The organism is Streptomyces sp. NPDC050738 (assembly GCF_040654175.1).
GTDB lineage: Bacteria > Actinomycetota > Actinomycetes > Streptomycetales > Streptomycetaceae > Streptomyces.
The window spans coordinates 1-24321 of sequence record NZ_JBFAHN010000008.1; the positions used below are offsets into that span (position 1 = coordinate 1).

18 protein-coding genes are annotated in these 24321 nt (G+C 70.4%); 14 read left to right on the plus strand and 4 right to left on the minus strand.

Annotated features, from left to right (window positions below; genetic code table 11):
• Positions 1-255: 255 nt before the first annotated feature.
• The 3 genes from AB0H78_RS21275 to AB0H78_RS21285 all read left to right on the plus strand — a co-directional run bounded on the left by AB0H78_RS21275 (position 256) and on the right by AB0H78_RS21285 (position 4525).
• On the plus strand, positions 256-1485 hold the full coding sequence (locus AB0H78_RS21275) for an SLC13 family permease (RefSeq protein WP_363236377.1): 1230 nt from the start codon (positions 256-258) through the stop codon (positions 1483-1485).
• 162 nt (positions 1486-1647) lie between these two features.
• Entirely contained in the window at positions 1648-3069 is a 1422-nt protein-coding gene (locus AB0H78_RS21280; RefSeq protein WP_363236073.1) for a ricin-type beta-trefoil lectin domain protein, read from the plus strand.
• Positions 3070-3178: 109 nt separating this feature from the next.
• The gene (locus tag AB0H78_RS21285) at positions 3179-4525 is read left to right on the plus strand and encodes a hypothetical protein (RefSeq protein ID WP_363236074.1); all 1347 of its coding nucleotides are present in this window, start codon (positions 3179-3181) and stop codon (positions 4523-4525) included.
• Between the two features lies 1 nt (position 4526).
• On the opposite strand, the gene AB0H78_RS21290 is transcribed toward AB0H78_RS21285, so the two are convergent.
• The gene (locus tag AB0H78_RS21290; RefSeq protein ID WP_363236075.1) at positions 4527-4916 is read right to left on the minus strand and encodes a S4 domain-containing protein; all 390 of its coding nucleotides are present in this window, start codon (positions 4914-4916) and stop codon (positions 4527-4529) included.
• Between the two features lie 224 nt (positions 4917-5140).
• Between AB0H78_RS21290 and AB0H78_RS21295 the strand changes: the two genes are divergently transcribed.
• From AB0H78_RS21295 to AB0H78_RS21315, 5 genes are all read left to right on the plus strand, one after another.
• On the plus strand, positions 5141-7351 hold the full coding sequence (locus AB0H78_RS21295) for an MMPL family transporter (protein WP_363236076.1): 2211 nt from the start codon (positions 5141-5143) through the stop codon (positions 7349-7351).
• A complete protein-coding gene (locus AB0H78_RS21300) occupies positions 7320-7874 on the plus strand; it encodes a GNAT family protein (protein WP_363236077.1) in 555 nt (184 codons plus the stop codon). Before AB0H78_RS21295 ends, AB0H78_RS21300 begins: the two co-directional genes overlap by 32 nt.
• A 35-nt stretch (positions 7875-7909) precedes the next feature.
• The gene (locus AB0H78_RS21305) at positions 7910-8485 is read left to right on the plus strand and encodes a hypothetical protein (RefSeq protein WP_363236078.1); all 576 of its coding nucleotides are present in this window, start codon (positions 7910-7912) and stop codon (positions 8483-8485) included.
• Positions 8486-8671: 186 nt separating this feature from the next.
• The gene (locus AB0H78_RS21310) at positions 8672-8845 is read left to right on the plus strand and encodes a hypothetical protein (RefSeq protein WP_363236079.1); all 174 of its coding nucleotides are present in this window, start codon (positions 8672-8674) and stop codon (positions 8843-8845) included.
• Positions 8845-11961 (plus strand): AAA family ATPase, encoded by a 3117-nt coding sequence (locus AB0H78_RS21315; protein ID WP_363236080.1) that lies wholly within the window; start codon positions 8845-8847, stop codon positions 11959-11961. The genes AB0H78_RS21310 and AB0H78_RS21315 overlap by 1 nt, the downstream gene beginning before the upstream one ends.
• Here the strand turns inward: AB0H78_RS21315 and AB0H78_RS21320 are convergent.
• Genes AB0H78_RS21320 through AB0H78_RS21330 form a run of 3 tightly spaced genes read right to left on the minus strand, consistent with a single transcriptional unit; the run spans position 11942 to position 14384 of the window.
• Entirely contained in the window at positions 11942-12103 is a 162-nt protein-coding gene (locus tag AB0H78_RS21320; protein ID WP_363236081.1) for a DUF6191 domain-containing protein, read from the minus strand. The two genes, AB0H78_RS21315 and AB0H78_RS21320, sit on opposite strands and share 20 nt — an antisense overlap.
• A 42-nt stretch (positions 12104-12145) precedes the next feature.
• Positions 12146-13357: a PQQ-dependent sugar dehydrogenase gene (locus AB0H78_RS21325; protein ID WP_363236082.1), complete on the minus strand. Its 1212-nt coding sequence runs from the start codon at positions 13355-13357 to the stop codon at positions 12146-12148.
• A 28-nt stretch (positions 13358-13385) separates the two neighbouring features.
• Positions 13386-14384 carry an aldo/keto reductase gene (locus AB0H78_RS21330; protein ID WP_363236083.1) on the minus strand — a complete coding sequence of 333 codons (999 nt, stop codon included), beginning with the start codon at positions 14382-14384 and terminating at the stop codon, positions 13386-13388.
• Between the two features lie 47 nt (positions 14385-14431).
• Here AB0H78_RS21330 and AB0H78_RS21335 point away from each other — a divergent pair, with 47 nt between their 5' ends.
• The 6 genes from AB0H78_RS21335 (at position 14432) to serA (ending at position 24229) form a co-directional block, all read left to right on the plus strand.
• A complete protein-coding gene (locus tag AB0H78_RS21335; RefSeq protein ID WP_363236084.1) occupies positions 14432-15370 on the plus strand; it encodes a 2-hydroxyacid dehydrogenase in 939 nt (312 codons plus the stop codon).
• Between the two features lie 185 nt (positions 15371-15555).
• Positions 15556-18591 carry an EAL domain-containing protein gene (locus AB0H78_RS21340; RefSeq protein ID WP_363236085.1) on the plus strand — a complete coding sequence of 1012 codons (3036 nt, stop codon included), beginning with the start codon at positions 15556-15558 and terminating at the stop codon, positions 18589-18591.
• Between the two features lie 210 nt (positions 18592-18801).
• Positions 18802-20652, plus strand: a complete 1851-nt coding sequence (locus tag AB0H78_RS21345; RefSeq protein ID WP_363236086.1) for an acetolactate synthase large subunit — start codon at positions 18802-18804, stop codon at positions 20650-20652.
• 29 nt (positions 20653-20681) lie between these two features.
• Positions 20682-21209 carry an acetolactate synthase small subunit gene (gene ilvN / locus AB0H78_RS21350; RefSeq protein ID WP_363236087.1) on the plus strand — a complete coding sequence of 176 codons (528 nt, stop codon included), beginning with the start codon at positions 20682-20684 and terminating at the stop codon, positions 21207-21209.
• Between the two features lie 84 nt (positions 21210-21293).
• Positions 21294-22292, plus strand: coding sequence for a ketol-acid reductoisomerase (ilvC, locus tag AB0H78_RS21355; RefSeq protein WP_363236088.1), 999 nt, complete (start codon positions 21294-21296; stop codon positions 22290-22292).
• Positions 22293-22636: 344 nt separating this feature from the next.
• Complete coding sequence (serA, locus tag AB0H78_RS21360; protein WP_363236089.1) at positions 22637-24229, plus strand: phosphoglycerate dehydrogenase; 1593 nt, start codon at positions 22637-22639, stop codon at positions 24227-24229.
• Positions 24230-24321: the final 92 nt, after the last annotated feature.

A 24321-nucleotide genomic window follows, 5' to 3' on the forward strand; every position in this document is an offset into this window, starting at 1 on the left:
GCGCGCCCGCGCGTGATTGCCCCCGGGCGCCGCCGCGCGCCCGGGGGGGGCGTGGGGGCCCCCCCCCCCGCGGCGGGGGGGGGGGGCGCGGTCTCCGGCCCCACCCCACCCCGTCAGGGGGCCCGGGGCACAGCCCCGGTTTCGGGAAGGGGCGGGACTGGGGACTGGCTCCGTGCAGCGGCCGTCCGTACCCGCACCCCGCCCACCCCCAAGAACCACCCCCGGAGCCCCACCCTGAGCACCGTCCCCGCCGAGATCCTCTCCGTGGCCCTCCTCCTGGCCACGCTCGCCTTCGCCGTCGTACGGCCCAAGGCGTGGCCCGAGGCCGCCGCAGCCGTCCCCGCCGCCGCGCTCGTCGTCGCGCTCGGCGCGGTGAGCCCCGCCGACGCCTGGGACCAGACCCGCACCCTGCTGCCCGTCATCGGCTTCCTCGCCGCCATCCTCGCGCTCTCCCAACTCTGCGCGGACGACGGCCTGTTCAAGGCGGCTGGAGACCTCGTCGCGCGGGCCTGCGGAGGCCGGCCCACCGCGCTCCTCGGCGGGGTCTTCGCCGTGGCCGCGGTCATCACCGCCGTACTGAGCCTGGATGCCACCGTCGTCCTGCTCACCCCCGTCGTCTTCGCGACAGCGGCTCGCGTAGGCGCCCGCCCCCGCCCGCACGTCTACGCCTGCGCGCATCTCGCCAACTCGGCCTCCCTCCTCCTCCCGGTCTCCAACCTGACCAACCTCCTGGCGCTGGCCGCCAGCGGGCTGTCCTTCACCCGGTTCGCCGCGCTCATGGCGCTGCCCTGGCTCGCCGCGATCGCCGTCGAGTACGCCGTCTTCCGCCGCTACTTCGCCCGCGATCTGGCCGCGGGCGCGTACCCGACGAAGGAGCGGGAGCGGACCGAGGTGCCGGTCTTCACCCTCGTGGTCCTCGCCCTGACCCTGGCCGGTTTCGTCGTCACCTCGTTCGCGGGCGCCGAGCCGCTCTGGGCCGCCCTCGCCGGGACGGCAGTCCTCGCCGTACGCGAACTGCGGCGCAAGCGCACCACCGTCCGCGCCGTCGTCCGCTCCGCTAACCCGCTCTTCTGTCTCTTCGTCCTGGCGCTCGGCGTGGTGGTGAAGGCAGTTGTCGACAATGGACTCGGCGACGGCATCGGCGCGCTTCTCCCCGACGGCGACTCGCTTCTCGCGCTGCTCGCGGTGACGGCCGTCGCCGCCGTACTGGCCAACGCCATCAACAACCTCCCGGCGATCCTCGCCCTCCTCCCGGTCGTCGCCCCCGCAGGTCCAGGACCCGTCCTCGCCGCGCTGATCGGCGTGAACATCGGCCCGAACCTGACCTACGTCGGCTCGCTCGCCACCCTCCTGTGGCGCCGCATCCTGCACCAGCACGGCACGGATGCCGAGCTCGGCGACTTCACCCGGCTCGGGCTGCTGACGGTCCCGGCGGCCCTCGCAGTGTCGACAGTTGCGCTGTGGGGCGCACTCAACTTCGTCTGATCCGTGTTCAGTTGGTGAACGCGAGGGATTGACGTAGCGCTGGTCTAGTCCTACTTTCTTCAATCACTCACAGGTTCATGTGAGGGGCCTCGATTCATCCATGTGAACTCGCAGGTCCGCCCCCACATTGCGCTTTGACGCGCGCACGACAGGAGAACCCCTGTGTTCCGATCCTGTACGAGAGCCCTGGCCGCGGTGTCGGCCGTACTCGCCCTGGCTGCCGGCGCCGTGGTCACCACCGCCACCACGGCGAGCGCCGCGGCCAACCCCGGCCCGGGATTCCCCGCCCAGTACGCCGCCCCCTACGCGGAGGTCTGGAACTCGCCCTCCGCGCTGGCCAATGCCCGCACGGCCACGGGGCTGAAGTACTTCACGCTCGCCTTCGTCATCGACGGCGGCGGCTGCAACGCCACCTTCAACGGTGACACCTCGGTCACCGACGCCGCCTGGACCTCCGCCATCAACTCCCTGCGGGGTGCGGGCGGCGATGTCATCGCCTCCTTCGGCGGCGCGTCCGGCACCGAACTCGGCCTCGCCTGCACCTCCGTATCGACGCTCAAGGCCCAGTACAAGCGGGTGATCGACGGGCTCAACCTCACCAGGATCGACCTCGACATCGAGGGCTCCACGCTCGACAACACCACGGCCAACACCCGCCGCAACCAGGCCCTCGCCCAGCTACAGCAGGAGTACGCGGCCGCCGGCCGCAAGCTGGACGTGCAGTACACCCTCCCGGTCAACCCCACCGGCCTGGAGCAGAATTCGATCAATCTGCTCAACAACGCCAAGAGCAACAACCTCACCGTCAACCTCGTCAACATCATGACGATGGACTATGGGCCCGCCATGGACATGGGCAAGGCGGCCACCGACGCGGCGACCGCGCTCCACACCCAGCTCGGCTCCATCTGGACCACCAAGACCTCCGCCCAGCTCTGGGCGATGGAGGGCAACACCCCGATGATCGGGGTCAACGACACCCAGGCGGAGGTCTTCTCCACCGCCAATGCCACCACCCTCGCCAACTTCGCCAAGTCCAAGGGCATCCAGGAGCTGGCCTTCTGGTCGCTCGGCCGGGACAAGGCCTGTGCCACCAACGGCCAGCTCTCCGACACCTGCAGCGGCACCCCGCAGAGCGCCTACCAGTTCTCCCGCACCTTCCACACGACGATGACCGGGGGCGGAACGTCACCCGGCGCCCCCACCGGCCAGATCACCGGCCTCGGCGGCAAGTGCGTCGACATAGCCTCCGCGAGCAGCGCCAACGGAGCGGCGGTTCAGCTCTACGACTGCAACGGCACCGGCGCCCAGCAGTGGACGGTGTCCGCCGACGGGTCCCTCCAGGCGCTCGGCAAGTGCCTGGACCTCGCCGCCGCCGGCACCGCCAACGGCACCAAGGCGCAGCTCTACGACTGCAACGGCACCGGCGCCCAGAAGTGGCAGAAGGGCACCGGGAACACCCTGGTCAACCCGGTCTCGGGCAAGTGCCTCGATGTCACGGACAAGTCCACGGCCAACGGCGCCCGGCTCCAGATCTGGACCTGCGCGGGCGGCACGAACCAGCAGTGGAACCTGCCCGCCTGACCGACAGGTTCCCCGCCCCCACAGCACGCGGCCCCGAGGCGAGTTCATCACCCTCGGGGCCGTGTCGTGGCGCCGGAACCATCCGCCCGGCCCGTCCGTCGTTCTGGTCATGGCCGATCTTGCTGAGATGTCCCCCGCCCGACTCATCGACCTCTGGTCCCGCATCACCGTGGACTCGGACACCGACCGTGCCGACCCCGTGGTCGAGGAGTGCGCGCGCCGGCTGGCCGCCGACCCCGGCGGCCGTCAGGCGTTCCTCTGGGTGTACGGGCTGATACGGATGGGGGCGTACGTCATCGGGCGCCAGGGAGCGCCCGTCGAGCGCGCGGTGCTCGACGCCCTGGTCGCCGCGGCCGGGGCGGCGGACGGGGACGGGGAGCGCTGCGGGCATGAATCGCACCCGTACGAAAAGGACTTGGCGGAGTGGGAAGGCGACGCGGAGTCCCTCTCGGCGCCCGACCCCGTCCCGCTGCTCACCCGCCCCGACGCACTGCTCTGCTGCCCGTGGACGGTCTCCGGCTACGCGCGGATCGCCGCGGACGTCATTGCTCCCGGCCGGGTGCGGGGCATTCCCGCGGTGGTGCCCGAGTACGACGCCGACCGGATCCACCAGTTGGACTGCACCCTCAACGACTACCCGAGCAACGACCCGCTGTGGGAGCTGGAGCTGTACACCAGCCCGGATACGCGCCGCACCCGGGCGAGCCGCGCCTCGTACGTGGTCCTCGCCAACGCCTGCTGCTGGTACATCGGTTCGGGCCGCATCAGGGTGCGCTCGCTCGCCGACCGGATGATCGAAGGCCTGGAGGAAGTACTCCCCGAGCTCGGTGACGGCACCTGTGCGCACGCCGATGGCGCCCATCCGGACTTCCGTTCCAGCGCGGACGTCCAGGGCGCGGCAGGTGTGCTGCTGAGGAGTCCGGGCGGCCGGGCGCAGCTGCGGGAGGACTACGAGGACGAGGACGGCGAGGATTCCTGGTACGAGGCCTACGGCTTCGAACTGAACGCCCTGATCTGCCCCGCTTATCTGCGGACGCTGGCCCACGAGACCATCGCCCATCTGCGGACGCAGCGCGACAGCCTCTTCGGTCACCGCGAGACGGGCTACCTCGACGCGGTGTACCTGGACGCGGAAGGGAACCTCGAACCTGCCGTGCTCGGCAAGGCGTTGGAGCCCTTCAAGGACGAGAACGCCTCCGCGGAGGCGGCCCTGTGGGCGGCCCGCCGGTACGCCGACCCGCGCAGCCAGGACCGCGACACGCTCCTGCGTCTCACCGCCGAGGCCGCAGGCAAGCTGGACCTGCCGTACTCCGTGGCCCGGGACGTCCTGGCGATCCTGCGCTCCGCCGCCGACACCTCACCGGCGACGGACCTCCTCGTCCTGCAGGGGATCGCCCAGCTGGAGGAGTGCTTCGAGGACCAGCTCCGGTACGAGGCCGAGGGCGGCGGCTCCTAGGTCACCGCCTGCGCAGCTGCTCCATCTCGCGCCGGTCGCGCTTGGTGGGGCGGCCCGCGCCCCGGTCCCGCACCGGGATCTCCACCGCGACCTCGCGCGGCGGGGGCGGCGGGCTGTTGTCCACGTAACACTCGGCGGCCACCGGAGGGCCGACCCGTTTCTTCACGACCTTCGAGACGACCACGATCCGCTCGCGGCCCGCATGGAACAGCCGCACCTCGTCGCCGGTCTTCACGGCTTGGGCAGGCTTCACCCGCTCCCCGTTGAGGCGCGCGTGGCCGGCCCGGCAGGCCGCTGCGGCCTGGGAGCGCGTCTTGGTCAGGCGCACGGACCAGATCCAGGTGTCGATCCGGGCGGTGCCGGTGCCAGTGCCCTCGTCGTCGGAAGCCATGGGACGACTCTACGGGCAGCCACGGACAGCCGGGCGGCCCCAGGGAGTTCCCGGTTTCAAGCACCCGGCTGTGCCCCGGCTGTGAACTCCCGCAGACCTCTGTGAGGAGAGACACGAAACGGTCAAAGGATCATCTTTCGGTGTCAGAGTGACCCGTCACAGGTCATGCGCTCTTTCCGGGCTATTCCCGATAAAGATCCACGAACCACCCAGGGAGTACGTCCGTGGCAGCAATCGCCCGGTGGTGCATCAACCACCGCCTCTTTGCCGTCCTCCTCTGGCTGCTCGCCCTCGGCGGCACGGCCGCGGCGGCCGGGATCGCCGGGTCCGCGTACTCCACCGACTACGAGGTCCCCGGCACCGAATCCGGTCAGGCGACCAAGCTCCTCGACGAGGCCTTCCACAGCGCGGGCGGCGACAGCGACACCATTGTCTGGCACACGGACAGCGGGACGGTCCGGGCCGCAGGCGTCGAGCAGCGCATCGACGCGGCGTTGGAGAAGGTCGCCGGCCTCGACGGGGTCGACGCCGTCTCCGGGCAGCAGATCAGTGCGGACGGGCACACCGGGTACGTCACCGTCACCTTCGACGAGCAGGCAGACTCCATACCGAAGGCGCAGGCCCGGGCCGTCGTCGACACGGCGAAGGCGGCCCGGACCGACGGGCTCCAGGTCGAGCTCGGCGGCAGCGCGATCGCCCTGACCGAGAAGTCCAGCGCCAACATCAGCGAGATCGTCGGCGTGAGCGTCGCCGCCGTCGTGCTCTTCCTGGCCTTCGGCTCCCTCGCCGCCAGCATGCTGCCGATCGCCACCGCCCTCGTCTCGGTCGGCACCGCCTACGCGGGCATCACCCTGCTCGGTCACGTCATGACCGTCGCCGATTTCGCACCCATGCTCGGCACCCTGATCGGGCTCGGCGTCGGCATCGACTACGCGCTGTTCATCGTGACCAGATACCGGAAGGGACTGCGGCGCGGGCTGCCGGTCGGCGAAGCGGTGGTCGCCGCCGTCACCACCACCGGGCGGGCCGTCGTCTTCGCGGGCGCCACCGTCTGCATCGCCCTCCTGGGCATGCTGATCCTGCGCCTCAGCTTCCTCAACGGGGTCGCGATCGCCGCCTCGCTCACCGTGGTGCTGACCGTCGCCGCCTCGGTGACCCTGCTGCCCGCCCTCCTCTCGTACATCGGGATGCGCGCGCTGAGCCGGCGCGAGCGGCGGGAACTGACCGAGAACGGCCCGCGGCCCGAGGTCCCCACCGGGCTCGCCGCCCGCTGGTCGGTCTTCGTCGAGCGGCACCCCAAGCTGCTCGGCGCACTCGCCGTCGTGGTGATGCTGGGGCTCGCTGTGCCCACCCTGGGGCTGCATCTGGGCACCTCGGACCAGGGCAACAACCCGGCGTCCTCGACCACCCGGCAGGCGTACGACCTGCTCGCCAAGGGGTTCGGGCCCGGGGTCAACGGGCCGCTCACCCTGGTCGCCGAGATGGACGGGGCCGCCGACCGGCTCGCGATGGACCAGCTGCCGGAGCAGCTGCGGGCCACGGAAGGCGTCGCCTCGGTCAGCTCCATCACGTACAACGGCAGCGGCGACACGGCCGTCCTCACCGTCGTACCCGACTCCTCGCCGCAGTCGCAGCAGACCAGCGACCTGGTGCAGCACCTGCGCACCGACGTGCTGCCGAAGGCCGGGAGTGGGACCTCGCTCGACGTCCACGTCGGGGGAGTGACCGCCTCCTACGACGACTTCGCCGATGTGATCGTCGGCAAGCTGCCGCTCTTCGTGGGATCCGTGATCGCCCTGGGCTGCGTGCTCCTCCTCCTCGCCTTCCGGTCGGTCGGGATCCCCCTCAAGGCCGCCGCGATGAACGTGGCCGCGGTCGCCTCCGCCTTCGGGATCGTCGTCGCGGTGTTCCAGTGGGGCTGGGGGAGCGAGCTGCTCGGCCTCGGGAGCGCGGGACCCATCGAGCCGTTCCTGCCCGTGATCATGGTGTCGGTGCTCTTCGGGCTCTCCATGGACTACCAGGTCTTCCTGGTCAGCCGGATGTACGAGGAGTGGCTGGAGACCGGCGACAACCGGCGGGCCGTGCGCGTGGGGCTCGCCGAGACCAGCCGGGTGATCAACTCGGCCGCGGTGATCATGATCTCGGTTTTCCTGGCCTTCGTGCTGAGCGGCGAGCGCGTGATCGCGATGTTCGGCATCGGTCTCGCGGCAGCCGTGGCACTGGACGCCTTCATCCTCCGTACGCTGCTGGTCCCCGCCCTGATGCACCTGCTGGGCGGCGCGAACTGGTGGCTGCCCGGCTGGCTGGACCGGCGGCTGCCGCGGATCAGCATCGAGCCGCCGGAGTGCCGCAACCGTGCGAAGATCCCCGCGCAGGGACACATCGCAGAGGTGGAGGAGCAGGATGTTCGCGATATCGCTGGGCGACGGCGCTGAGCTCAAGCCCTTGGAGCCCTGGCGGGCCGGGGAATTCGTGGAGCACATCGACCGGGGCCGGGACTTCATCGGTCAGTACATCGGCTTCGCCGACGTCAACAAGGACGAGGAATCGGCGCGCGCCTTCCTCCAGGCGTACGCGGAGAAGCAGGCCGCCGACGGCGGTCGGATCTACGGCATCTGGCTGGACGGCACCCTCGTCGGTGGCGTCCTCTTCCGGATCTTCGACGCCGCGATGGGCACCTGCGAGGTCGGCTGCTGGCTGGAGCCCTCGGCCACCGGGCGCGGACTGATCACCCGGGCGATCACCGTGCTCATCGACTGGGCCGTCGAGGAGCGCGGCATGCACCGGGTGGAGTGGATCGCGGCCGCAGGCAACACCGCCAGCATCAGCGTCGCCAAGCGGCTCGGCATGAAGCACGACGGGACGCTGCGCGAGGCATACCCGTACAGGGGCGTACGGCACGACGAGGAGATCTGGTCCGTCCTCGCGCCCGAGTGGAGAGCTCACAGGGAACGTTAAGGGAGCTCTCAGAAAAGCCCCCTAGCGTGCGGCACATGAACGCTTCCACCAAGACCGAAACGACCGCCGACGCTGCTGCCGAGGCGCAGGCCGCCAAGGCGCAGGCCGCCGCTGCCGAGGAGGCCGCGGCGGAGGCTGCAGCTGACGACGACGACGAGGACGACGACGCCGCCCTGGACGCGCTGATCGCTGCCGAGGAGGCGGCCTCCACCACCGGGGTCAAGTCCGGAGCCGCCGCCGTCGTGGCCGCCGCGCTCGGCTTCATCTCACTCAGCGGCAGCTGGCTCGGCACTGTCGCCGGCGCCTGGGAGACGCTCTCCGGCCAGGTCAAGATGAGCTCCTCGTCGCCTGTCGCCACGCAGATCAAGGAGGGGTACACCGACGGCTGGCACGCGACCGCGCTCATCGGTGGCCTCTTCGCCCTGCTGGCACTGATCGTCGGCGCCGCAGTGCTGGTCAAGCCCGCTTTCGGCACCCCCGGCAAGCCGCAGGCCGCGTGGATCAAGTCCGTGTCCTGGGCCGGAGTCGTCCTCGGTGTGATCGGGCTGCTGCTCGCCATCGCGAAGTACACCGACATCATCATGGGCACCCCCGGACTCCCGTCCGCCTAGGACCCCGGTCCCCCTCTAAGCACCCGTAAGGGGCCTTAGGCCGTACGCACCCCCTCCGCGTACGCCGCCTAAGGCCCCTTCGTCGTGGAGATGCGGCACTCTCCCGATGTGGGCGACCCCCCTGGGAAGCGAAAGTTGAGACATCGCAGAGAGCGACAACTCACCTCCAGCACAGGGGATCACACCATGTTCGAGTACGAGATCCAGAAGCTTCAGCAGGCCGACCTCATCGCGAAGGCCGACCACCAGCGCCTCGTCAACGAGTTCCGCAAGGCCCGTCGGGACGCCCGCCGCTCCGGGAAGCACGGAACGGAGGGGCGGGTGAGCACCCTGCGCTCGCGCTTCGCCCGGGCCGCGTGATGGAGCTTGTGCCGCCCGCGAAATCGGGTGCCACGGCGCCGGACGGCTGTGCGATGCTCGGCAGCGTGGAGAACACGTCCGTCAGCCCGGTGTTCGTCGGTCGTGCCGATGAACTGAACGTCCTGAACGATGCGCTCGCCCGCGCCAATGCGGGCGAGCCGCAGGCGTTGCTGCTCGGCGGCGAGGCCGGCGTCGGCAAGACGCGCCTCGTCGAGGAGTTCATCGCCGGAGCCTGCCGCCAGGAGGCGGTCGTCGCGCTCGGCGGCTGTGTCGAGATCGGCGCCGACGGGCTCCCTTACGCACCCTTCTCGACCGCGCTGCGCGCCCTGCACCGCCAGCTGCCCGACGAACTGGCCTCTGCCGCCGAAGGGCAGGAAGACGAACTGGCCCGGCTGCTGCCCGAAATGGGCGAGACCAGCAGCAACTCCCGTAACGAGGACGGCACGGCCCGCCTCTTCGAACTCACCGTCCGCCTCCTGGAGCGGATATCCGCCGACCGCACGGTGGTCCTCGTCCTGGAGGACATGCACTGGGCGGACGCCTCCACCCGGCACCTGCTCTCCTACATCTTCCGCACCCTGCGCCGGGGCCGGATCGTCGTCCTCGCCACCTACCGGGCCGACGACATCCACCGCCGCCACCCGCTGCGCCCGCTCCTGGCCGAACTCGACCGGCTGCGTACGGTACGGCGCATCGAGCTCTCCCGCTTCACCCGGTCCGAGGTCCAGCGCCAGCTGACCGGAATCCTCGCCGCCGAACCCGACGCGCGCTGGGTCGACGACATCTTCGCCCGCTCCGACGGCAACGCCTTCTTCGTCGAGGAGCTCGCCGTCTGCGGCGAGAACGACTGCGTCACCGGCATCAGCGACTCCCTGCGCGACCTGCTCATGGTCCGGGTCGAGACGCTGCCGGAGAACGCCCAGCGGGTCGTCCGCTTCGTCGCCGAAGGCGGCTCCACCGTCGAATACCCGCTGCTCGCGGCCGTCGCCCGGCTCTCCGAGGACGACCTCATCGAGGCGCTGCGGGCCGCTGTCGGCGCCAACATCCTCCTGGCCACCCCGGACGGCGACGGCTACCGCTTCCGGCACTCCCTGGTCCGCGAAGCCGTCAGCGACGACCTGCTGCCGGGCGAGCGCTCCCGGCTCAACCGGCGCTGCGCCGAGGCCCTGGAAGCCGACCCCTCGCTGGTACGGGCCGACGAGCGCACGACCAGGCTGGCCGCCTACTGGTATTACGCGCACGATGCTGCCAAGGCCCTGCCCGTCGTACTGAACGCCTCCGTCGAGGCGCGGCGCAGGCACGCCTACTCCGAGCAACTGCGCCTTTTGGAACGGGCGATGGAGGTCTGGGAGAGCGCCCCCGCCGAAGTGCGCCAGGCGCTGCGGCCCCTCGACTACGCGGACGCCTACCCGGCCTGCGACTGCGCGCCCGGCGCCACGGCGGTGCTGCGCTATCTGGACCTGATGGCCGAGGCCACCGTTGCCGCCCGGTTCTGCGGGGAGCGCGAACGCGCCCTGAAGATCTGCAAGAAGGCGCTGCGGATCCTCGACGACGGGGAGCCCGACCCCCTGCGCGCCGCCTGGTTCTGGACCCAGCGATCGCGGCTCATGCAGAACCTGGGCCGGGGCGACGGCTGGCAGGAACTCGCCACGGCCCAGGACCTGGTGCGCGGCCTCGCGCCGTCCGCCGTCCATGCCCAGGTGCTCGCCAGCGCGGCCGGCTGGGGCATGCTCCACGAGCCGGGCCCCGACAGTCTGGCCGCCGCCGAGCGCGCCGTGGAGTACGCCCGGCTGGTCGACGCGGAGGAGATCGAGCTGAACGCCCTGCTCACGCTCGGCGTGCTCCTGGCCGACTCCGGTGACATCGAGCGGGGCCTCACCGTCATGCGCGACACCCTGAAGCGCACCTCCGAGCTGGGGCTGATCGCCGAGACCGGTCGCGGGCATACGAACCTGGCGTCGAACCTGGAGTCCATCGGCCGCTCCCGTGAGGCCGTCGAGGTGGCAGCCGCCGGGGTCGAGCTGGCCCGCACCTACGGCCTGAGCGACAACGAGGCCTGGGCCCGTATGAACATGGCCGAATCGCTGTTCTCGTCCGGCCGCTGGGACGAGGTGGCGGGCTGCGCCCAGCGGGTACTGGACGCCTCGCACAGCATCGCGCCACGGGGCGGCGTCACGCTCCAGCTGGCCGGACTGGCCCTGGCCCGAGGCGAACTGGACGCGGCCGCAACGCACTTGGCCGCCGCCGTCCAGCACTTCGGCACCCACGACCCGATGCCCCAGCACTCCATCCCGGTGTCCTGCATCACCCTGGAGATCGCCGCCGGACAGGGCCGCCTCGACGACGCCAGGGCCGAACTGGTCCGCACGGTGGAGGCGGGCTTCGCCCCCGGCACCCAGCGCTTCGCCTGGCCGCTGCTGCTGGCCGCAGCCTCCGCCGAGGCGGACACCCGCGGCCTGCCCTCGGCAGAGGCGGGGCGCGCCGACACGCTGGTCCTCATCCGCACGGCCGCGCGCAAGCTCGCCACTCCGGCGCCGGTCTGGCTGGCGTACTCCCTCCTCGTCTCGGCCGAAGCTGACCGAGCCGATGGCACCGATCGCGCCGAGCGCTGGGCCGAGGCGGTCACCGCCCTGGAACAGGTGGAGCGCCCGTACGAACTCGCCCGGGCCCGCCACCACTGGGCCTCGGCCCTCCTCGCCGAGGGCGGCGACCGCGAGGCCGCCGCGGAACTGCTCAGGCTGGTCCACGCCATGGCCGACCGGCTCGGCGCCCGGCCCCTGCGCGAGGAGACCGAACTGCTCGCCCAGCGCGCCCGGATCCCGCTCACCGCGCCAGCCCAGGACGCCGCACCCGGACGCGCGACCGCCGCCGGGGACGACGGCTTCGGCCTGACCAGCCGTGAACAGGACGTCCTGCGTCTGGTCGCCGCCGGCCGTTCCAACCGTCAGATCGCCGAGGAGCTGTTCATCTCGCCCAAGACGGCGAGTGTGCACGTCTCCAACATCCTGGCGAAGCTGGCCGTCACCGGCCGCGGCGAGGCTGCCGCGCTCGCCCACCGCCTGCGGCTGTTCCCGCAGGAGCAGGCCGAGCCGGAGGTCACTCGGGCGGTCGGATGACCACCTTGCCCGAGGTGAGGTCTATCGGTCCCCGGCCCGGGTCGGTGTCACCCAGCTCGACCCGGGACAGCTCCAGGCGCTTCTGCTCGTCGTCGGTGTGCTTGCGCCCCGGCGCGAACAGCTGCTCGATCATGTTGAACATTCGGCCCCCTGTCGGGTGTCCCCTGTTTCAGCGTAACCCTCGCTACCGCACCTCCAGCTGAAGAATCCGGTCGTCCCCCGACGACGGCGTGCCCCGCGAGTCCGTGTTGCTGGTCACCAGCCAGAGCCGGTCCCCGCCCGCGGCGACCACGGTGCGCAGCCGTCCGTACTCACCCTCCAGGAAGGCCTGAGGGTCGGCCGCCGGCTTGCTGCCGTTCAACGGGATCCGCCAGAGCCGTTCCCCGCGCAGTCCCGCCATCCAGACCGACCCCTGGACGATGGCGATACCGCTCGGTGAGGCGTTGGAGGTGTGCCACTGCTCCACCGGGTCGACGTACCCCTCCTTGCCCTCCTGGCCCTCGACCACCGGCCAGCCGTAGTTCTTGCCCGGTTCGATCAGATTCAGCTCGTCCCAGGTGTCCTGGCCGAACTCCGCGGCCCAGAGCCGGTTCCCAGCGTCCCAGGCCAGCCCCTGCACATTGCGGTGTCCGTAGGTGTAGATCACGGAGTCGGACTCGGGGTTGCCGAGGGCGGGCTGCCCGTCCGGGGTCATCCGCAGGATCTTCCCCGACACCTTCTCCTTCTCCTGGGCCAGCCCGCGCTCTCCGGTCTCGCCCACTCCCGCGTAGAGCATCTTGTCCGGGCCGAAGGCGATCCGTCCGCCGTTGTGGATCATGCCTTTCGGGATGCCCTTGAAGATGGTGTCCGGGGCGCCCAGCCTGCGGCCGGCGGGCTGCTTCTCGTCGTACAGCATCCGTGCGATGCGGTTGTCGGACGCGGTGGTGAAGTACGCATAGACCAGATGGTCCGCGGCGTAAGAAGGGGAGAGCGCGATCCCGAGCAGCCCGCCCTCACCGCCGGGCGCGACCCCCGGCACCGTTCCGACGAGTGACTTCTTTCCGTTCTTCGCGTCGATCCGGGTGATCGTCCCCTCGTCCCTCGAGGAGACCAGCAGATCGCCGTCCGGCAGCGGAGCCAGCCCCCAGGGCGACTTGAGGCCGGTGGTGAGGGTGGACACCACCTTGACCGAGCCCTTCGCCGGTGCGGGCGAGTCCTCTGAGGACGGTCCGCCGGAGGAGGCGGCGGCACTGGAGGCAGGAGGGCTGCCGGAAGCCGTACCGTCCCCTCCGGTGCTCCCCGACGAGGAGCACCCTGCGGACAGCAGCACGGCAGCGGTCAACGCGGCTGCCACGGCTGGGCGTTGCACAGTTCGCACGGTTCCGTTCCCTTCGACGACGACGCAGCTACCTGTCATACACCGCCCGAACGTCCAAGGTTCCCGATCAGTCCCAGGAACCCTGCGCCGGCGGAAACCCCGCGATCTCCGCCAGGTCCGCCTCCGTCAGCACGACCCCCGCCGCCCCCGCGTTCTCCCGCACCCATTCCTCCCGCTTGGCCCCCGGCACCGGCACCACCTGCCGCCCCTGTGCCAGCACCCAGGCCAGCGCCACCTGCGCCGGAGTGATCTCCTCGCCGTGGAGCCGCGCGATCCGCCGCAGACCGGCCACCACCGGCTGGTTGGCCGCCATCATCTCGGCCGTGAAGCGCGGATGCCTGGCCCGTACGTCGTCCGGCTCGAAGCCCTGCCCCGGCGTCAGCGTCCCCGTCAGAAAGCCGTTGCCCAGCGGCATCGCGGCCAGGAACCCGACGCCCCGCGCCTCGCACCACGGCAGCAGCGCGTCGAGCGCCTCCGGGGACCACACCGACAGCTCGGCCTGGACGGTGCTCACCGGGAACACCTGCTGTACGCGCTCCAGTTGGCGCACGGTCTGGTCGTGCAGCCGCGCCCCGGAGCGCCGTGCCGCGCGCGCCCCGACCGCGCAGAAGCCCAGCGCCCGTACCTTCCCGGCGGCCACCAGCTCCGCCATCGCACCCCAGGTCTCCTCCACCGGCACCTCAGGGTCGGCCCTGTGCAGCTGATAGAGGTCGATGACATCGGTGCCGAGCCGGCGCAGCGAGGCGTCGCACGCCCGCCGTATGTACCCGGGCCGCCCGTTGGCCACCACATGCTGTTCGCCCACGAGCAGCCCGCACTTGGTGGAGACGAAGGCATCCGCCCGCCGCTCCTTGAGCACCCGCCCCAGGAGCAGTTCATTGGTGAAAGGCCCGTACATGTCGGCCGTGTCGAGGAGCGAACACCCGGCGTCGAGTGCGGCGTGCACGGCCCGCAGCGAACGGCTCCCGCGCTGCTCCGATCCGCTGTACGCCCAGCTCATCGGCATGCAGCCGAGCCCGATCGCGCCCACTTCGAGCGCCGCCGCCCCGATTGTCCTGCGCTCCACCTGGCCGCATCCTCCCTGTTCCCGGCCACCAAACTAACCTCCTGAGCATGACTGCTGATGTGTGGCTCCCTTTCCCGGCCGACGAGGTCCCCGGCCTCCCCGAGAACCTCACCTACCACTTCTGGGACGGTGCGCCCGAATACCCCACGGACCCGGCGGAGTGCGCCTTCTACGTCGTTCCGTACATGAAGGGCGCGAGCGTGGCCATGCGTCCGCTCCGTACGATGCAATCGGTGCGCGCCGTACAGACGCTCTCCGCCGGAACCGACCACGTCCAGCCGGGACTTCAGGGCCTGCACCCGGGCATCAGCCTCTGCAACGCACGCGGCGTCCACGAAGCCTCGACCGCCGAACTGGCGCTCGCCCTGACTCTCGCCTCGCTGCGCGGCATCCCCGGATTCGTCGAGGGGCAGCGGCAGGAACGGTGGAGGTCCGGTTTCTATCCGGCGCTCGCCGACAAGTCGGTGCTGATCATCGGTTACGGATCGATCGGCGCGGCCATCGAGGACCGGCTCGCGCCCTTCGAGTGCGCGCGGGTGGTGCGCGTCGCGCGCTCCGCGCGGGAGACCGCGCGCGGTCAGGTGCACCCGATCGACGCACTGCCCGAACTCCTGCCCGAGGCCGACGTCGTCATCCTCTCCACACCCCTCACCGAGGACACCAAGGGCCTGGCCGGCGCAGGGTTCCTGGCCCGGATGAAGGACGGTGCGCTCCTGGTGAACGTCTCGCGCGGCCCGGTCGTCGACACCAAGGCTCTCCTCGCCGAACTGGAGAGTGGTCGGATCACTGCCGCCCTGGACGTCACCGACCCCGAGCCGCTGCCCGCAGGTCACCCGCTCTGGCACGCCCCCGGTTGCCTCATCAGCCCCCACGTCGGAGGCTCCACATCGGCCTTCCTGCCGCGCGCCAAGCGGCTGTTGGCGGCTCAGCTCACCCGGTTCGCCGCCGCCGAGCCCCTCGAAAACGTCGTCCTGACGACCGAATAGACACGCTCCGCAGGCGCCCGGATGCACCGGGTGCCCGCAACGCCCCAGGTCGTCACGGAGAGTAGAGGAACTATGTCCCTGAGTGACGAGACTGGTGTATCGTCCCGAACGGGGGCTGCGCCGCGCAAGCCGCGGTGCGGGGGAGCGTACAGACACTGAGGGGGGCGACGGGCGATGTACGGCCAATGGACGAAACATCCGACGCGGCAGGTCCGCCGACGACGACCCTGGCACGCACCGACGCACAGACCTGGCTCATGCACCGAGACGACGCAGACGACCACACCGCCGGCCACACGGACCACCCCGGAAAAGGCGACGACCGGGACGGACCGGTGAGCGCCCAGGGGGCGCTGCTCTCCCGGACACCAGTCGCCGGAGGTTCCGGCGGTCCGGCCGGGCTGCTCTCCCAACTGCTCCTCGCCCTGGTGTGCGGAGGCTATGCCACCGGTGCGGCATTCGGCTGGGGCTCACCCGAAACGGCCCTGGTCATGGGCGACTTCGGGCTCGCCGTGGCCGCCGCACTCGCCTCCGTCTCCTGCTTCGTCTACGCACGTACGCACGAGACCCGTTTTCGGCCGGCCTGGCTGCTCTTCTCCTTCTCCTCCGCGATGGCCGCCTGCGGCAACACCGTCTGGGGCTGGTACGAGGTCGTCCTGCGCGAGCAGGTCCCCAGCCCGTCCCTCGCCGATCTCTTCTTCCTCTGCTTCGCCCCGCCGGCCATCGTCGGCCTGCTCGTCCTCGCCAAACGGCCCGTCACCCGGGCCGGCTGGGTCTGCCTGGCACTGGACTCCTGGCTGATCGGCGGCTCGCTGCTCACCCTGTCCTGGAGCCTGGCCCTCGCCCACACCGCGCATCTGGAGGGCAGGCACGAGAGCGTGGCGCACGCGGCGCTCTCGCTCGCCTACCCGCTCCTCGACATCGTGCTGGTCTCGATGGTGCTGGCCCTGCACTTCCGCCGGTCGAACGCGAACCGGTCGGCCATCAACACCGCCATCGCCGCCCTCGCCCTGACCGTCCTGTCCGACGCCCTGTTCACCTCGCCGCTGCTGCGCGACAACTACCGCTCGGGCCAGCTCCTGGACGCCGGGTGGTTCGCCGGTTCGCTGCTCCTCGCGTACGCACCGTGGGGTGCCCGCCGTGCATCGCGTCCGGTCCCGCGCGACACGGTCCGTGAGGAGCCGCCGCCCGCGGTGCCCGGACTGCGCAACGCCAGCCGTCCCATTGCCAGTTCACTGGCCGCCCTCACCCCGTACCTCGCGGCCGCCGTCTGCACGCTGGGGATCCTCTACAACGTGGTCGAGGGCCGCCGGGTGGACCGGTTCGTCGTCTTCACCGGCTGCACGGTGGTGCTCGCCCTCGTCGTACGGCAGGGCATCATGCTCGTCGACAACATCGCCCTCACCCATGAACTGGCGCAGAAGGAGAACCACTTCCGCTCCCTGGTGCAGGGCTCCAGCGACGTCATCATGATCGCCGCCCCCACCGGCATCCTGCGGTACGTCTCCCCGGCCGCATCCGGGGTCTACGGCCGGGAGGCCGAGGAGCTCATCGGTTCCGAACTCGCCTCGCTCATCCATCCAGAGGACCTGGGCCTGGTGGTGCACGAGGTACGCCGATTTCTGGCCACGTCCCCCGCGCAGGAGCCCACCACCCGTATCGAATGCCGCTTCCGCTCCGGTACGGGCGACTGGCTCAATGTCGAGTCCACGGTCAACCGCCACCAGGGCGGCCTGATCTTCAACAGCCGCGATGTCACCGAACGGGTCCGTCTGCAGGCCCAGTTGCAGCACAACGCCGAGCACGACCCGCTCACCGACCTGCCCAACCGCGCCCTGTTCACCCAGCGTGTGCGCAAGGCGCTCAGCGGCCGCCGGATCACCGACCACGGCACGGCGGTGCTCTTCATCGACCTCGACGGCTTCAAGGCGGTGAACGACACCATCGGCCACCAAGCCGGCGACGAGCTGCTGATCCAGGCCGCCCGCCGCCTCCAGGATTCGGTACGGGTGGCCGACACCGCCGCCCGCCTCGGCGGCGACGAGTTCGCCGCGCTCATCCTGGGCGACGGAGGCCGCGACCAGGCGGCCCGCGAGTACCAGGTCCATGAGATCGCCGACCGGCTGCGCCTGACCCTCTCCCAGCCGTACCGCATCGAGGGCAGCGAGGTGCGGGTCGCGGCCTCCATCGGCGTCGCCTTCGCCGAGCCTGGCATCACCCCGACCGACCTCATGCGCAACGCGGACCTCGCGATGTACCGGGCGAAGGCGGCGGGCAAGGACCGCGTCGAGCTGTACGCCCCGCAGATGCAGGCAGAGGTCGTACGCCGCACGGAGCTGGCGGCCAGGCTGCGGACGGCCCTGCACGACGGGGAGTTCGCCCTCCTGCACCAGCCGGTCGTCAACCTCACCACCGGGAAGATCACCGCTGTCGCCGCCCAGGCGCGCTGGCGCTCCGCCCAGGGGATCCTGTTCACCCCGGCCGAATTCCTGCGCGTCCAGGAGACGGGGGAGTCGGAGGCCGGCACCCGTACGGCCGAGCTCGGGCGGTGGCTGCTCGAAGAGGCCGTCGAGCAGGCTGCCGAGCGCACCAAGGCCGGGCACGAGGCGCCGGTCGCCGTGCGGATCTCCGCGCGCAGACTGCTCGACAAATCCATGCCGTTGGGCTCGATCGAAGCGCTCCTCACCCGCCACGGGCTGCCCTCGGGCGCCCTGGTCGTGGAGATCTCCGACAGTGACCCACGGGTCCCCTTCGAGGACCTGGAGCGCCGTCTGATGGCGCTGCGCAGGCTCGGTGTACGGATCGCGCTGGACGGATTCGGCAGCGGGTACGCCGCCATCAACGCACTGCGCCGCCTGCCCATCGACGTACTGAAACTGGACCGGGGTCTGGTCGAGGGCGTGGTGGAATCGGCCAGACTGCACAAGATCACCAGCGGTCTGCTGCGCATCGCCTGCGACCTGGGCATGCAGTCGGTGGCGGACGGAGTGGACGTCCCCGAACAGGTCCTCGCGCTGCGCGCGATGGGCTGTACGCACGGCCAGGGAATGGCCTTCTCGGGACCGCTGGACGAGTACCGCCTGCGACGCGCGCTCGCCCGCGGGGACTTCCCTGTTCCCGGTGTTCCGGGCGCCACCGCACTGCCCGTCCTGCTGGGCACCCACCCGTCCCTTCACCCGTTCGTGCGCTCACATGATGAGACGCCCGTCCCACCTACTTGACAGTCCATATGCGCCGGGGGGAGGGTCAATGCCATGCGCACCCGAATTCTCGTACTTGGAAAGCGCGTCGGCTGAAGCAGAGCTCCTCACCAGCTCTGCAGACCGCACCGGCGCGCTCCCCTCGCTTGCCTCACGGCACGGGGGGTTTTTTGTTGCACTGGCACTTCCCAAACCCTCGCAAATCCCTCAGCTTCGAGAAGAGAAACGCTGATGACCGAGCAGGCCACCGGGGCCCACCATCCGCAGCCGCGGGCCCGTAACGGCGGACAGCACGCCGCCTCCGCCGTCGAGCACGTCACGGGTGCGCAGTCCCTCATCCGCTCCCTCGAAGAGGTCGGCACCGACACGGTATTCGGCTACCCCGGCGGCACGATCCTCCCGGCGTACGACCCGATGATGGACTCCACGCGGGTCCGTCACATCCTGGTCCGTCACGAGCAGGGAGCGGGTCACGCGGCCACCGGTTACGCCCAGGCCACCGGCAAGGTCGGGGTCTGCATGGCGACTTCGGGGCCCGGCGCCACGAACCTGGTGACGCCGATCGCGGACGCGATGATGGACTCCGTGCCGATCGTCGCGATCACCGGCCAGGTCGTCACCAGCGCGATCGGCACCGACGCCTTCCAGGAGGCGGACATCGTCGGCATCACGATGCCGATCACCAAGCACAGCTTCCTGGTCACCAAGGCCGAGGACATCCCGAGGGCGATCGCCCAGGCGTTCCACATCGCTTCGACCGGCCGTCCGGGCCCCGTCCTCGTCGACATCCCCAAGGATGTGCTGCAGGCGAAGACGACGTTCTCCTGGCCGCCGCAGATGGATCTGCCGGGCTACCGCCCGGTGACCAAGCCGCACGCCAAGCAGATCCGCGAGGCCGCGAAGCTCATCACCCAGGCCAAGCGCCCGGTGCTGTACATCGGCGGCGGCGTGATGAAGGCCGGCGCGACCGCCGAACTGAAGGTCCTGGCCGAGCTCACCGGAGCGCCCGTCACCACCACACTGATGGCGCTCGGCTCCTTCCCCGACAGCCACCCGCTGCACGTGGGAATGCCCGGCATGCACGGTGCGGTCACCGCCGTCGCCGCGCTGCAGAAGGCCGACCTGCTGATCGCGCTCGGCACCCGCTTCGACGACCGCGTCACCGGCAATCTGGACAGCTTCGCGCCCTTCGCGAAGATCATCCACGCGGACATCGACCCGGCCGAGATCGGCAAGAACCGCGAGGTCGACGTGCCGATCGTGGGCGATGCCCGCGAGGTCATCGCCGACCTGGTCCAGGCGGTCCAGGCCGAGCACACCGAGGGCCACGTGGGCGACTACGCGGCCTGGTGGAAGGACCTCAACCGCTGGCGCGAGACCTACCCGGTGGGCTACGACCTGCCCGAGGACGGCTCGCTCTCCCCGCAGCAGGTCATCGAGCGCATCGGCCTGGCGGCCCCCGAGGGCACGATCTTCGCGGCGGGCGTCGGCCAGCACCAGATGTGGGCCTCGCACTTCATCAAGTACGAGCAGCCCTCGACCTGGCTCAACTCCGGCGGCGCCGGGACGATGGGGTACGCGGTCCCGGCCGCGATGGGCGCCAAGGCGGGCATGCCCGATCGCACCGTCTGGGCGGTCGACGGCGACGGCTGCTTCCAGATGACCAACCAGGAACTGACCACCTGCGCGCTCAACAACATCCCGATCAAGGTCGCCATCATCAACAACGGCGCGCTCGGGATGGTCCGCCAGTGGCAGACCCTCTTCTACAACAACCGCTACTCCAACACCGTGCTGCACAACGGCGAGGGCGAGGGCGGGGCCAACACCGGCACCCGTATCCCCGACTTCGTGAAGCTGTCGGAGGCCATGGGCTGCGTGGCGCTGCGCTGCGAGCGCCCCGAGGACCTGGACAAGGTCATCGCCGAGGCCAACGCCATCAACGACCGCCCCGTCGTGGTGGACTTCATCGTCCACGAGGACGCCATGGTCTGGCCGATGGTGGCCGCCGGAACGTCCAACGACGAGGTCATGGCCGCCCGTGGCGTCCGCCCCGACTTCGGCGACAACGAAGACGACTGAGCGAAGAGCCGAGAGAGAGACCAGCCACCATGTCCAGCAAGCACACGCTCTCCGTCCTCGTCGAGAACACGCCCGGCATCCTCGCCCGGATCGCCGCCCTGTTCTCCCGCCGAGGCTTCAATATCGACTCGCTCGCCGTGGGTGTCACCGAGCACCCCGACATCTCCAGGATCACCATCGTGGTCGGTGTCGAGGATCTGCCCCTCGAGCAGGTGACCAAGCAGCTCAACAAGCTGGTCAACGTCCTGAAGATCGTCGAACTCGAGCCCAGCGCTGCGATCCAGCGCGAGCTCGTCCTGGTGAAGGTCCGCGCCGACAACGAGACGCGCTCCCAGATCACCGAGATCGTCCAGCTGTTCCGCGCCAAGACGGTCGACGTCTCACCCGACGCCGTGACCATCGAGGCCACCGGCGGCGCCGACAAGCTGGAGGCGATGCTCAAGATGCTGGAGCAGTACGGCATCAAGGAGCTCGTCCAGTCCGGGACGATCGCCATAGGGCGCGGCGCCAGGTCCATCACGGACCGCTCCCTGCGGGCACTCGACCGCAGCGCCTGAGTCCGGATCCCGGACCCGTAAACCTTCCCTCCCCCCGCCCGCCGTACGGTGGGTGCACCACCTGCACACATAGGAGATATCCCAGTGGCCGAGCTGTTCTACGACGACGATGCCGACCTGTCCATCATCCAGGGCCGCAAGGTCGCGGTCATCGGCTACGGCAGCCAGGGCCACGCCCACGCGCTGTCGCTGCGTGACTCGGGTGTCGACGTCCGCGTCGGTCTGCACGAGGGCTCCAAGTCCAAGGCGAAGGCCGAGGAGCAGGGCCTGCGCGTGGTGACCGTGTCCGAGGCCGCCGCCGAGGCCGACGTCATCATGATCCTGGTGCCGGACCCGCTCCAGGCGCAGGTCTACGAGGAGTCCATCAAGGACAACCTCAAGGACGGCGACGCGCTGTTCTTCGGCCACGGTCTGAACATCCGCTTCGACTTCATCAAGCCGCCGGCCAACGTCGACGTCTGCATGGTCGCGCCCAAGGGCCCGGGCCACCTCGTCCGTCGTCAGTACGAAGAGGGCCGCGGCGTCCCGTGCATCGTGGCCGTCGAGCAGAACCCGACGGGCAAGGGCCTCGAGCTCGCCCTCTCCTACGCCAAGGGCATCGGCGGCACCCGCGCCGGCGTCATCAAGACGACCTTCACCGAGGAGACCGAGACCGACCTCTTCGGCGAGCAGGCCGTTCTCTGCGGTGGCACCGCGGCGCTCGTCAAGGCGGGCTTCGAGACGCTGACCGAGGCCGGTTACCAGCCGGAGATCGCGTACTTCGAGTGCCTCCACGAGCTGAAGCTCATCGTCGACCTCATGTACGAGGGCGGCCTGGAGAAGATGCGCTGGTCCATCTCCGAGACCGCCGAGTGGGGCGACTACGTCACCGGCCCGCGCATCATCACCGACGCCACCAAGGCCGAGATGAAGAAGGTCCTCGCCGAGATCCAGGACGGCACCTTCGCCAACCAGTGGATGGCCGAGTACCACGGCGGTCTGAAGAAGTACAACGAGTACAAGACCGCGGACTCCGAGCACCTCCTGGAGACCACCGGCAAGGAGCTCCGCAAGCTCATGAGCTGGGTCAACGAAGAGGCGTAAGCCTTTCGGCGCGGAAGCGGGAGCCGGGCAGAGCACCGGCCCCGTTTCCGCGCCACGGTGGCGGCCGTCCACAACGGGCTGCCGCCACCGGCGCCAGGGCGTGCGGCCCGGCGGATCGGAGCGCGTGCGCTCCGGCGGCGCACCCCGGCTCGCACGCCTGTACAGCACGTCCACCCTCGTGAGGGTGATCCTTCCGCAGGGGCGTATTTGCCGCCCCGGCACAGCACTAGACTGCACACCACATCTGCGTCAGGCCCACAGCGTCGTGCGTCTCCACGCCGGTAGCCCCTCCACCGCCTGCGGCCGTCGGGACGGCCGTCCGCACTGGACTTGTGAGGACTCACGTGAGCTCGAAACCTGTCGTACTCATCGCTGAAGAGCTGTCGCCCGCCACTGTCGACGCACTGGGCCCGGACTTCGAGATCCGGCACTGCAACGGCGCGGACCGCGCCGAACTGCTGCCCGCCATCGCCGACGTGGACGCGATTCTCGTACGTTCCGCCACCAAGGTCGACGCCGAGGCGATCGCAGCCGCCAAGAAGCTTCGCGTCGTCGCCCGTGCCGGTGTCGGCCTCGACAACGTCGACGTCTCCGCCGCCACCAAGGCCGGCGTCATGGTGGTCAACGCACCGACCTCCAACATCGTCACCGCCGCCGAGCTCGCCTGCGGTCTGCTCATCGCCACCGCCCGCAACATCCCCCAGGGCAGCCAGGCGCTGAAGGCCGGCGAGTGGAAGCGCTCGAAGTACACGGGCGTCGAGCTCGCCGAGAAGACCCTCGGTGTCGTCGGCCTCGGCCGCATCGGCGCGCTGGTCGCCCAGCGCATGTCGGCCTTCGGCATGAAGATCGTCGCGTACGACCCCTACGTACAGCCCGCGCGCGCCGCCCAGATGGGCGTCAAGGTCCTCACCCTCGACGAGCTGCTCGAGGTCTCGGACTTCATCACCGTGCACCTCCCCAAGACCCCCGAGACGCTCGGCCTGATCGGCGACGACGCGCTCCACAAGGTCAAGCCGACCGTGCGGATCGTCAACGCCGCGCGCGGCGGGATCGTCGACGAGGCCGCGCTGTTCACGGCTCTCAAGGAGGGCCGCGTCGCCGGCGCCGGTCTGGATGTGTACGCGAAGGAGCCCTGCACGGACTCCCCGCTCTTCCAGTTCGACCAGGTCGTCTGCACCCCGCACCTCGGTGCGTCGACCGACGAGGCCCAGGAGAAGGCCGGCATCGCCGTCGCCCGCTCCGTACGCCTCGCCCTCGCCGGTGAGCTCGTCCCGGACGCGGTCAACGTCCAGGGCGGCGTCATCGCCGAGGACGTGAAGCCGGGTCTGCCGCTCGCCGAGCGCCTCGGCCGTATCTTCACCGCGCTCGCGGGCGAGGTCGCGGCCCGCCTCGACGTCGAGGTGTACGGCGAGATCACCCAGCACGACGTCAAGGTGCTCGAACTCTCCGCGCTCAAGGGTGTGTTCGAGGATGTCGTCGACGAGACGGTCTCCTACGTCAACGCGCCGCTCTTCGCGCAGGAGCGCGGTGTCGAGGTCCGTCTGACGACCTCCTCCGAGTCGCCCGACCACCGCAACGTGGTCACCGTGCGCGGCACGCTCTCCAGCGGTGAGGAGGTCTCGGTCTCCGGTACGCTCGCCGGCCCCAAGCACCTCCAGAAGATCGTCGCGATCGGCGAGTACGACGTGGACCTGGCCCTCGCCGACCACATGGTCGTGCTGCGGTACGCGGACCGCCCCGGCGTGGTCGGCGCGGTCGGCAAGATCCTCGGCGAGGCCGGGCTGAACATCGCCGGCATGCAGGTCGCGCGCGCCGACGCGGGCGGCGAGGCCCTCGCCGTCCTGACCGTCGACGACACGGTGCCGCAGACGGTGCTCAACGAGCTGGCCGCCGAGATCGGCGCGGCTTCGGCCCGCTCGGTCAACCTGGCGGACTAGCAGGTACGTTGCCGGGCCCGGACCGCGTTCTCCACTGCGGTCCGGGCCCGGTTCTGTTTTCCCTCCGGCCGCCCGGCCTCCGTTTAAGACGG